The organism is Paracoccus sp. (in: a-proteobacteria) (genome assembly GCF_030536915.1).
Classification (GTDB): domain Bacteria; phylum Pseudomonadota; class Alphaproteobacteria; order Rhodobacterales; family Rhodobacteraceae; genus Paracoccus.
The window spans coordinates 1-10,431 of sequence record NZ_JAUNPC010000095.1; the positions used below are offsets into that span (position 1 = coordinate 1).

Genomic DNA, 10,431 nt, shown 5'->3' on the forward strand with positions numbered 1-10,431 from the left:
CCTCATCCATCCCGCGCATCCTCACCCCCGCCGTTGCCGTGCAAAAGGTGAATCACAGCCGGATTGCCGCCAGCAGTTTCTACACAGCCTCGGCCGGAACTGTCCGGGGTATGCGCGGTGGCTACTTGTCCTCCAGATAGCCTCAGCGGGAGCTGTGGGCTCTCGCCGAGCATAGTTGCGGAGGCGACCTGATGCGCCGGTAGTGCTAACCCGCCGGGCGCAACCCTGCGTGTCTTCCTGTCGCGATAGGTCTGATTTGTGTCGCCTAGATCGTCGTCAATTTGGAGCAGGACAAGCAGAGGTATGCTTGCAGCAGAACTTTCCCCTGCGTTGGGAAGTGCAGCGAGACAGATACGCGCCTCTATTTTCCCAACGAATCCGACCCCGGCTGCTGTTTAGACTCCCCGGTCCAACAAGTCAGTCGATTCTCATCAACTCAAGCCGCGTGCCTGCGCCCAGATGAACTGTGTTCGTCGCCACCCGCGACCGGCGTGAAGTTCCTTCGGCTTCGCCAGTATTAGGGTTGATGTCGAACTTGGGGAAGTTCGAGGACGAGATGTCCAACCGGATCCGGTGACCCTGCTTGAACAGATTTGCCGTGGCGAAAGGCTGGATCGTGATTTCGAACGGACCTTCGCCGGCCTCGACCAAGCGCGGCTTTTCCCATCCGTCGCGGTAGCGAACGCGGAAGATGCCATCCGACAGGTTCAGTGCATAGCCGCGTGGATAGTCAGCCGACGGCGGATAGACGTCGATCAGCTTCGCCGTGAAATCGGTGTCAGGCGCATCGGTGGACACGCGCAGCCGCACCGTCACCGGGCCGGTGATTGTCATGTCCTCCTCAAGTGGCGCGGTCTCGAAGCTGAGCACATCGCGCCGCGCCGAGAGCGGCATTCCGGGCGAGGTGCAGCCGAAGAAGCCCTCTGCCTCGACCTGGTCGAAGCCGCCACCGGTGAAGATCGGCTCGCCCGAGGTCAGCGCGCCGCCGATTGTCGGGACGGGGTCGCGGGGGTCATAATCGTAGCTGAGGGCGCCTTCCCGGGGCTCTGTCGTGCTCAGCGTCATGTCCGGCGACGGATAGAGGACCAGGGAGGTCGCGTTGCCGGGCGGCCAGTCCGAGGCGCCAATCCAATGGCCGCCGTGATGGAGATGGCCGTCCTTCGTGCGCCGGCCCGAACCGCCACCCATGACAAAGACCTTGACCGGCTGCGGGTCGTCCTCACCTGGTTCATCCTTCAGCCAGCGAGCGAAGAACTTCAGCCGGTAGCTCAGCCAGTCCCGGTCGATCTGTCCGTCGAACGTCGCGGCTGGCCCGAAGTCCACATCCCCGAAAACCGTGCGCGAGCGGTTGCCATGCGTCCATGGCCCCATGATCAGCGTCAGCGGCCGCCCGGCATCGCCCTTGAGCCCCGCGTAGTTCTCCAGGGTTGTCGGGACATAGACGTCATACCAGCTCGACATGAAGATGATGGGCACCCTCGGGAAGCTGTCGTAATAGCCCGCCGCCCAAAGCCCAGTGCGCTTCCAGAAATCGTCAAAGGTGCCGTGCTGCCACTGGTCCAGTAGATAGGCCTCGTAATCGGGGTCCCACCGGACTGGCGAGCGGCCCCGCGTCCACGGAGTCTGGCGCATCCAGCCGAATATATCCTCAGCCTCGATGGCGGCGCGGATTTCCGGGTTCGCGATGGCACGCGGGCTTTCGTGGGCGCGGTTCCAGGCCCAGGTCGCCTGCTTCATCTCGAGCGCACCGCCTTGGCGGATGCCGCAGGTGAAGGCGTTCGAGAAGCCGCCTGAATCGACGGCCATGCAGGCGAGTCCCGGAGGATTCAGGCAAGCCATCGCCATCTGCACATGGGCGTCGTAGCTGAGGCCCATCGTGCCGACACGACCGGCGTTCCAAGGCTGGCCGGCAAGCCAGACCATGCTGTCGTAACCGTCCTCAGCCTCGTTCACGTATTTGGTGAAGGTGCCTTCCGATCCATAGCGGCCGCGACAATCCTGCCAGACGACCGCATAGCCTTCCCGCACCAGCCGCATGGCCAACTCGGGCCGGCTCATCGGCTCAGGGTCCGCCACGGACAACTCGGTCCGCGGCGTGCCCGCCTTGTCGTAGGGCGTGCGCTCGAAGATGACAGGGCGCGCGTCGCCCAGGGGCTGCCCGTTCCGCGCCGGCAGGTAGATGTCGGTCGCGAGCCGCACGCCGTCGCGCATCGCCACCATGACGTTCCGGTGGACGATGACATCGGAGGCCAGCACCTCGGCAGGCGTCAGCTCGGCCGGGTTCGGAACGGGCGCCCGGGTCATTGTGCGCGCCTCACGTCCTGGGCCAGGGTGTCCTCGGCAAGGCCACCCTCAATCTTCAGGCCATCCCGCGTCGCCCAGTAATTCTTCTGCCAGTAGAGCGGCACGATCGGGGTTTCGGCGAACGCGGTGGTGGTCGCCTGCTCGAGCAACTCCATCCGTTTCGTCTCGTCGAACTCCTGCAGGGCGGCTTCGAGTTGAGCGTCAAACTGGGGATCCGAGAAGCGCATCCGGTTGAACGCGCCCTTGCCTGCCTCCTTGTCATAGGTGTGAAGCAGCGACTGCAGCAGCGGCGCCGAGGTGGGTGTGGATGCCCCCAGCGAGAACACGAAGGCGCCATAGTCGCCTGCCGAAGCCGCCTTGGAGTAGACGTTATAGGGGAACACCTTGACGCCGCTCACCTTGAGGCCGCCCCGCGTCAGCATCTGCCCAAGCGCCTGCGCGAGATCCGCGTCGCCGGGAAAGCGGTCATTCGAGGACGAGATGGTGATGCCGAAGCCCTCGGGATAGCCTGCCTCGGCCAGCAGCGCCTTGGCCTGGGCAGGATCGGCCTGATCGGCTGCAAGGGTGGCGACATGGCCGCCCAGGCCCTCGGGCGCGAGCTGGCCGGCCGGGGTGCCTGCCCCGCCCATGATCCGGTCAACGATCAACTGCCGGTCGATCATCAGCGAGATCGCCTTGCGGACACGCGGGTCCTTGAAGGGATTCGCGGCTAGCGGCTTGCCGTTCAGGTCAGTGACGTCGGCAGGCGCCTCGTCGCCCCGCTGCGACAGCGCGAGGTAGATCACCCGGCCCGAAGGGGCCGAGACGACCTCGACGCCCTCGGTCTGTTCCAGGCGCGACACGTCCGCGGGCGGAACGGCGTCGATGACCTGCACCGCGCCCGACAGCAGCGCCGCGACACGGGCCGCGTCGTTCGAGATGAAGCGGACCTCGACATCCTTGAACTCGGGCTTCTCGCCCCAGTATCCGTCATAGGCTTCCAGCCGCAGCGCCTCGCCCGGGGTCCAGGACACGAACTTGTAGGGCCCGGTGCCGATGGCGACCGCGGGCTGCATGAAATCCTCGCTGGCGCGGCCATCGACGGCCGCCTGCTTGACGATGAAGACGCGGCCAATGTTCTCCATCAGCGACGGCGCGGGCTCGGTCGTGGTCACGCGCAGGATGCGGTCGTCCACCTTCTCCAGCTTGGCGATGGCAGCGACCTGGTCGGTGTAGGGCGCGGGCGAGTTCGGCACCTCGTCGGCGCGTTCCAGCGACCAGATCACGTCCTCGGCCGTCAGGGGCGAGCCGTCGTGGAAGGTGACGCCCTCGCGCAGCGTGATTTCCCAAGTTGTCGGATCGACGTTCTTCCAGCTTTCGGCCAGGCCGGGGCTCATCTGGTAGTTCTGGTCGAAATCGACCAGCCGGCCGAAGATCATCTCGGATGTCTGCTGGTTGTTTCCGGTGCGGGAGAACTGCGGATCGATCGAGGATTGTTCGCTCGAACGGCCGATGATGAGGTCCTGGGCGAAGGCCGGGACGGCGCCAGCCAGCAGCGCGGCTGCCGCCACAGAGGCGAGAAAGCGTTTCATGGGGTTCCCTGTCGTTGAAGTTGTTCTTGCTGGGCAGAGCCAAGGCGCGGCGACATGCGCGCCTGGGGATCGTTCAGGTGGCAGGCGGAACGGTGGGCGGGGACGATTTCGGCCAAGGCCGGGCGGACCCGGGTGCAGACCTCCATCGCGAATGGGCAGCGGGGGTGGAAATGGCAACCGGGCGGCGGATTGACCGGCGAAGGGATTTCCCCCTTCACGGTCGAGAAGGCGCGGCGGCGGCGGTCGAGCCGCGGGATCTCCTCCAGCAGCGCCTGTGTGTAGGGGTGGTTGGGCGCCGCGAAGACGGCATCCGCCGGCGCCTCCTCGACGACGCGGCCCAGATACATGATCACCACACGGTCCGAGATGTGGCGCACCACCGACAGGTCGTGGCTGATGAACAGCAGCGTCAGTCCCAGTTCGCGCCGCAGTTCCATGAACAGATTGATGACCTGCGCCTGGATCGACACGTCCAGCGCGGCGATGCTTTCATCGCAGACGAGGAACTCGGGGTTCACGGCCAGCGCCCGCGCGATCCCGATGCGCTGGCGCTGCCCGCCCGAGAACTGGTGCGGATAGCGATCCGCGAACGAAGGATCGAGCCCCACGCGCGCCATCAGCTCGGCCACGCGCGCAGGCACCTCTGCCGCCGGCACTAGTCCATGGACGCGCGGCGCCTCGCCAATGATCTCGGCCACGCGCTTGCGCGGGTTCAGCGAGGACATCGGGTCCTGGAAGATGATCTGCGTCGCCAGCCGGGCACCGCGCGCCTCGGCCCTCCGCAGCGTGGCAATGTCACGACCCTGGTTCAGCACCCGCCCGGCGGTCGGCGGCAGCATTCCGGCCACGACGCGCCCAAGCGTGGACTTGCCGCAGCCGCTCTCGCCGACCAGCCCCACGACCTCGCCCCGTTTCACGGTCAGGTCCACGCCATCGAGCGCATGGACGGTCGCGGGCGGCTTGGCAAGGCCGGCGCGAATGGCCAGCCGCTCGGCCAGGTCCGGTTCTCGGCGGAACAGCTTGGTCACGCCTTCGACGCGGATCATCTCGATCATGGTGTGCCCTCCAGCGGGTGGAAGCAGCGCCAGCCGCGGTTCTCGGCCACGAGAGTCTCGGGCGGATCGACAAGGCAGGTTTCGGTGGCGCGCGGACAGCGCGGACGGAACGGGCAGCCCTCGGGACGGCCGAGCGGCGGCGGCGCCGAGCCGGGGATCTGGCGCAAGGGCCGGCCGCGGTCGTTCGCCATCGGGGTCGAGGCGATCAGACCCTGGGTATAGGGGTGGCGTGGGCTGTCCAGCACCTCGTCCACAGTGCCGCGTTCGACAATCCGACCAGCATACATCACGGCGATCTCGTCGGCCAGGGCGGCGACCACGCCGAGGTCGTGGCTGATCCAGATCAGCCCCATCCCCATCTCGGCCGCGAGCTTCTGGACCTGTGCGAGGATCTGGCTCTGGATCGTCACGTCCAAGGCGGTCGTGGGTTCGTCCGCGATGATCAGGTCGGGTTCGTGCAAGAGCGCGATGGCGATGGCCACGCGCTGGCGCATCCCCCCCGAAAACTCGTGCGGATAGGCGTCGATGCGTTCCTCGGGATGTGGGATGCCGACCTTGGCCAGCACCTCGACCGAGCGCGCCCGTGCATCCGCCCGGCTGACCTTGCGGTGGGCAAGCACGGTTTCCACCATCTGCGTGCCGATCCTGAGGACCGGGTTCAGGGTCATCATCGGGTCCTGGAAGATCATCGCGATCCGGTCGCCGCGCAGCGCCCGCAGGCGGTCGGGCGATGCCGCGCGCAGGTCCTCGCCCTTGAAGTCCAGCGTGCCCTCGACGATGCGACCCGGCGGATCGACCAGCCCGAGCAGCGAGAACCCGGTGATCGACTTGCCCGAGCCGCTTTCCCCGACAAGGCCCAGGATCTGCCCGCGCTTCAGCATCAGGTCCACGCCGTCCACGGCCTTGATGGTGCCGGCGGGCGTGGGAAAATGGGTTCTCAGCCCGCGGACGGTCAGCAGGGTATCGCCGCTCATGTTGCAAGCCTCGGGTTCAGGACCTGGCGCAGCCGGTCGCCCACAACGTTGATGGAAAAGACCAGCACCAGCAGCAGCAGGCCCGGATAGACGCTGATCCATGTCTGCCCCGCCAGTAGCACCTGATAACCGTTGGCGATCAGCAGCCCCAGCGAGGGCTCGGTTATCGGCAGGCCGATGCCGAGAAAGCTCAGCGTCGCCTCGGCGGCGATGGCGGTCGCCACCTGAATGGTGCCGATGATGATCAGCGGCGGCAGGCAGTTCGGCAGAATATGCATGGCTAGGATGCGGGCCGGCGACAGACCAAGGCAGCGTGCGGCCTCGACATAGTCCTTGCCTGCTTCGACCAGCGCGGCGCTGCGGACGGCGCGGGCGAAATAGGCCCACTGCACGATCACCAGCGCGATGATGACCTTCCAGGTCCCCTGGCCGAAGACGACGAGGATCATCAGCGCGATCAGGATCGTCGGAAAGCCCAGCATCAGGTCCACGACCCGCATGATGAAGGCATCGAGCCGGCCGCCCGCATAGGCCGCAATCAGTCCCAGCGCGGTTCCGACCAGCAACGCCAGAACCCCGGCCGTCACACCCACCGACAGGCTGGTCCGCAGCCCGTAGAGCATGGCCGACAGCATGTCGCGGCCCTGCGCGTCGGTGCCGAGCCAGTAGGTCATGCCGCTGTAGCCCTCCGCGCCCGGCGGCAGGCGGGCGTCGAACATGTCGATCTGCCCGAGGTCATAGGGATTCTGCGGCGCCAGCACCGGCGCCAGGATCGCCGCCGCGAACAGCAGCAGGCAGACGATGGCCGCGATGGTCGCCTTGGGGCTGCCAAGAAGACCCCGCAGTGCCCGGACGAGAATGCCGCTCCCGCTCATGCCCGCCTCCGAACACGCGGGTCGAGCGCCGAATAAAGGATGTCCACGACGAAGTTGATGACGATGAACATCGTCACGATCACCAGGATGTAGGCCACCACGATGGGCCGGTCGAGCGCGTTGATGGAATCGATGATCAGCTTGCCGACTCCTGGCCAGGCGAAGATCGTCTCGGTCACGACCGCGAATGCGATCAGAGAGCCGAACTCGATCCCCAAAATGGTCACGATGGGAATGAGGATGGTCTTGAGGACGTGGACCATCAGGATGCGCCGCTCGGAGATGCCGCGGGCACGGGCGAACTTGACGAAATCCAGCGGCATGGTCTCCTGCACGCCGGTCCGCGTGAGCCGGATCACCAGCGCGATCTGCGCAAGCGCGAGGTTGGTGGCTGGCAGGATCAGGTGGCGGATGCCGTCCCATGTCGCAAAGCTGGTGCGGATCCCCAGGATCTCGCCCGTCTGGCCGCGGCCGGTCGAGGGCAGCCAGCCGAGCCAGACCGCGAAGATCATGATCAGCATCATCCCTTGCCAGAAGTTCGGCAGCGAGAAGCCCACGATCGAGCCTGTCATCACGCTTTCATCGACCAGCGTGCCGGGACGGCGCCCGGCCCACAGGCCCAGAGGCAGGCCGATCACCAGCGACAGGATCAGGGCAGTGAACGTCAGCTCCAGCGTCGCCGGCAGTCGCTCGAAAATCACGTCGAGCGCCGGGCGGTTGAAGACGAAGGAGCGCCCGAAATCGCCTGTCAGCGCAGAGCCGAGGAAGTGCAGGTATTGCACCGGCAGCGGCTGGTCGAGCCTGAGCGACGCCGCGACTTGGGCGCGTTCCACGGCACTCGCATCCGCCGGCAGCAGGATCTCGAGCGGATCGCCGATCGCATACACGCCGACGAACACGATGATGGAGGTGACGAGCAGGACCAGCACGGCCTGCATCAGTCGGCGCAGCAGAAAGACCGTCATGTCCGCGCGTCGGCCCGCCGAAAATCGGCTGATTGCTTCATCTGCTTTCCTCTCCCCCACAAGCTTCGGGCAACTTGCGACGCGATTCGGCTTTATGCAATGATATGAGGTAATGGCGTCATCCGATGCGGGAATCGCATAGCCTTGGATCTGAACCTCCTCACGACCTACCACGCGATCCTCGAAACCGGCTCGACCCAAGGGGCGGCGCGACGGCTCGCGATATCCCAGTCCGCAGTCAGCCGGAGGCTGTCGCAACTCGAGGCAGAACTGGACCTTGCGCTGTTCCAGCGCGACAAGGGCCGGCTGGTGCCCACGCGCGAGGCGCGGATGCTGGACGCGCAGATCGGCCTCGTCCTGGATCACGGCGCGCGGCTGCGGACCCGCGCCCGGGAAATCGGCAGCGGCAATGCCGCCTCGATCACGCTGCGCATCGCCGTTCCGGCGAGCCTCACGCTGTCGATCCTTCCTTCGATCCTGCAGGAGTTCCTGGCCAGGAACGATCGCGTGCAGGTCGAGGTCCACAGCGGCGCCTACGACACGATCGAGCGGATGCTTCTGGACGAGCGTGCGGAAGTGGGTTTCCTGCGCATGCCCACGCAACGCGGCGGGCTGGCGACAACGCCGGTCATTTCCGCGCGGACCGTCTGCGTCATGTCGCAGGATCATCCCTTGGCGAGGCAGGAAACGGTGTCGGTCAATGATCTCTTCGGAGTGCCGTTGATCCTGCTCGGCCGCTTGCGGCTTCCGCGCCGGGACATCGACGAACTGTTCTGGGCGCATGGTCTGCGCCCGGATGTCCGCATCGAAGCGCATTCGGTGATGTCAGCTTGCGCCTTGGCGGCGAGGGGTTTGGGCGTCACGTTGGTGAACGAATTGATGGCACGCGACTATGTGCATCTTCCGATCGCCATCAGGCCACTCGCGGAACGTGTATTGCACCACTTCTCTTTCGCAATGGCAGAGCAGGTGCCGCCCAGCGAGACGATGCACGATTTCGTCCGAGTCGCGACGAATCATCTTACCGGGATGCCGTTATCCTGATCTCATTGAACGGGACGCAGTGTTTCTACGCTACCCCTGGGATGCTGATTTCTACCCGAAATTGACCCGAATTTTCCATCGAGAAGTGACCCACCTTCAATGGCTCTGTTGCACAAATCGGGTGATGGCCGAGGTTGCCCTTCTCCCGGTCAGAGCTATCCCACAGCTTCAGTGACAGGCATGCCGAGGGCGGTGTAGCCGTTCAGGACGGCGATACGGACCTGAAGTTCGGCAACCTGGCGATCGAAGTCCCGTGCCATGAGCCTCTGGCCCAGCAGCTTTACACAATGCATCTTCGTCTCGACGCGGCTCCTGCGGTGATATCCGCTCCATCGTCGCCAGAGGGCGCGTCCAAGGTATTTCGATGCCCGCAGCGCCTCGTTTCGGGCCATGGCTCCGGCGGTGACGGTCTTCCACAGCTTCGCATTCTTGCGGGGCGGGATGACAGCGTGAGCGCCGCGGTCGGCAATGGCCTTGTGGCATTTGCGTGTGTCATAGGCACCGTCGGCAGTGACACTGCCGATCTGCTCGTCCGCCGGGATCTGGTTGAGCAGATCTGGCAGGACCGGGGCGTCACCGATGTGGCTCCCGGTGATCTCAACAGCGCGGATCTCCAGTGTTTCCTCGTCGATCCCGAGGTGGATCTTGCGCCAGACGCGTCGCTTCGGGCCGCCATGCTTGCGGGCATGCCACTCACCTTCGCCCTCGACCTTGATTCCAGTGCTGTCGATCAGCAGGTGCAGCGGGCCCTTGGAGCTACGATATGGGATGTTGACGGCGAGGGTCTTCTGACGGCGGCACAGCGTGCTGAAGTTGGGCACCGACCAGTCAAGACCGACCAGGCGCAGCAGACTCTCGACGAACCCGGTTGTCTGCCGGAGTGCCATGCCAAACAGCACCTTCATCGAGAGGCAGGTCTGGATGGCGGCGTCGCTGTAGCTCTGCTGGCGGCCACGCCTGCCTGACGCCGCTGCCTCCCAGCCCATCTCGGGGTCGAACCAGATCGTCAGCGTGGCCTGCCATAGCTGCCCAGGCTGCGGCGATGCTGTTCACGGATATGCGCCAGGATCGCCATGTCACGCCGCTGGCGCTGCGACGGCGGCCGCTGCTTCCAGGCCCGGAACCCGCGGTCAGTCACCCCCATCAGGCGGCACAGACGGCTGCGCGGCAGAGTGCCACGGTAATTGGCAATGAATTGAAACTTCATAGCTTTTGAGCCGCGAAGAACTGAGCCGCCTTTTTTAGCACCTCCCTCTCCTCGCGCAGTATCCGGTTTTCCTTGCGCAGCCGCTCGTTTTCTCGCAGCAGGTCTGCATCCTGATCCGGCACCTTCGTTTCATCGGAAATCGCCCGGGTCCATTTCCCGAGCGTCGAGAGTCCGATCCCCAGATCAGACGCCACCTGACGCCGTGTCAGCCCGCTGGTGAGCGCAATGCGAACCGCATCCCGCTTGAACTCCTCGCTGCGTGTCGTTGCCATATTCGGTCTCCTTCATGGCGAGCATCGCTCTCAGAAGACCGGAACAGAACCGGGACAGGTCCATTGCAGCCACAGGTATCTGCGCGAATTCATCTGTCGAACGACCACAATGGGCTTAGCCTGTGTGGAAACTCTCCGCATCGGGGCCGGTGGTTGTTCGGATC

Annotated in this window: 7 protein-coding genes and 3 pseudogenes; 2 read left to right on the top strand and 8 right to left on the bottom strand. The window is 65.3% G+C overall.

All coding sequences use genetic code 11. From position 1 onward, the window contains the following. Positions 1–417: 417 nt before the first annotated feature. Genes Q4F04_RS13115 through Q4F04_RS13140 form a run of 6 tightly spaced genes read right to left on the bottom strand, consistent with a single transcriptional unit; the run spans position 418 to position 7,744 of the window. Positions 418–2,304 (bottom strand): CocE/NonD family hydrolase, encoded by a 1,887-nt coding sequence (locus tag Q4F04_RS13115; protein ID WP_303370264.1) that lies wholly within the window; start codon positions 2,302–2,304, stop codon positions 418–420. Continuing rightward, a complete protein-coding gene (locus Q4F04_RS13120; RefSeq protein ID WP_303370265.1) occupies positions 2,301–3,875 on the bottom strand; it encodes an ABC transporter substrate-binding protein in 1,575 nt (524 codons plus the stop codon). Before Q4F04_RS13120 ends, Q4F04_RS13115 begins: the two co-directional genes overlap by 4 nt. Further along, entirely contained in the window at positions 3,872–4,930 is a 1,059-nt protein-coding gene (locus tag Q4F04_RS13125) for an ABC transporter ATP-binding protein (protein WP_303370266.1), read from the bottom strand. The genes Q4F04_RS13120 and Q4F04_RS13125 overlap by 4 nt, the downstream gene beginning before the upstream one ends. Next, positions 4,927–5,904: an ABC transporter ATP-binding protein gene (locus Q4F04_RS13130; RefSeq protein ID WP_303370267.1), complete on the bottom strand. Its 978-nt coding sequence runs from the start codon at positions 5,902–5,904 to the stop codon at positions 4,927–4,929. The genes Q4F04_RS13125 and Q4F04_RS13130 overlap by 4 nt, the downstream gene beginning before the upstream one ends. After that, complete coding sequence (locus Q4F04_RS13135) at positions 5,901–6,779, bottom strand: ABC transporter permease (protein ID WP_303370268.1); 879 nt, start codon at positions 6,777–6,779, stop codon at positions 5,901–5,903. Before Q4F04_RS13135 ends, Q4F04_RS13130 begins: the two co-directional genes overlap by 4 nt. After that, on the bottom strand, positions 6,776–7,744 hold the full coding sequence (locus Q4F04_RS13140; RefSeq protein WP_303370269.1) for an ABC transporter permease: 969 nt from the start codon (positions 7,742–7,744) through the stop codon (positions 6,776–6,778). The genes Q4F04_RS13135 and Q4F04_RS13140 overlap by 4 nt, the downstream gene beginning before the upstream one ends. 144 nt (positions 7,745–7,888) lie before the next feature. Here Q4F04_RS13140 and Q4F04_RS13145 point away from each other — a divergent pair. Then, a pseudogene (locus Q4F04_RS13145) lies at positions 7,889–8,014 on the top strand (LysR family transcriptional regulator); the annotation flags it as partial. A gap of 60 nt (positions 8,015–8,074) precedes the next feature. After that, complete coding sequence (locus Q4F04_RS13150) at positions 8,075–8,788, top strand: LysR substrate-binding domain-containing protein (RefSeq protein ID WP_303370270.1); 714 nt, start codon at positions 8,075–8,077, stop codon at positions 8,786–8,788. A 155-nt stretch (positions 8,789–8,943) separates the two neighbouring features. Here the strand turns inward: Q4F04_RS13150 and Q4F04_RS13155 are convergent. Both Q4F04_RS13155 and Q4F04_RS13160 read right to left on the bottom strand, forming a co-directional pair. Continuing rightward, positions 8,944–9,801 (bottom strand): annotated as a pseudogene (locus Q4F04_RS13155) (IS5 family transposase); the annotation flags it as partial. Continuing rightward, positions 9,798–10,267, bottom strand: a pseudogene (locus Q4F04_RS13160) (transposase); the annotation flags it as partial. The pseudogenes Q4F04_RS13155 and Q4F04_RS13160, both read right to left, overlap by 4 nt. Positions 10,268–10,431 lie beyond the last annotated feature (164 nt).

Excerpts from the sequence above, each read along its gene's own strand:
- Q4F04_RS13115 (WP_303370264.1), bottom strand. The coding sequence starts at position 2,304 with ATGACCCGGGCGCCCGTTCCGAACCCGGCCGAGCTGACGCCTGCCGAG.
- Q4F04_RS13120 (WP_303370265.1), bottom strand. The coding sequence starts at position 3,875 with ATGAAACGCTTTCTCGCCTCTGTGGCGGCAGCCGCGCTGCTGGCTGGC.
- Q4F04_RS13125 (WP_303370266.1), bottom strand. The coding sequence starts at position 4,930 with ATGATCGAGATGATCCGCGTCGAAGGCGTGACCAAGCTGTTCCGCCGA.
- Q4F04_RS13130 (WP_303370267.1), bottom strand. The coding sequence starts at position 5,904 with ATGAGCGGCGATACCCTGCTGACCGTCCGCGGGCTGAGAACCCATTTT.
- Q4F04_RS13135 (WP_303370268.1), bottom strand. The coding sequence starts at position 6,779 with ATGAGCGGGAGCGGCATTCTCGTCCGGGCACTGCGGGGTCTTCTTGGC.
- Q4F04_RS13140 (WP_303370269.1), bottom strand. The coding sequence starts at position 7,744 with ATGACGGTCTTTCTGCTGCGCCGACTGATGCAGGCCGTGCTGGTCCTG.
- Q4F04_RS13150 (WP_303370270.1), top strand. The coding sequence starts at position 8,075 with ATGCTGGACGCGCAGATCGGCCTCGTCCTGGATCACGGCGCGCGGCTG.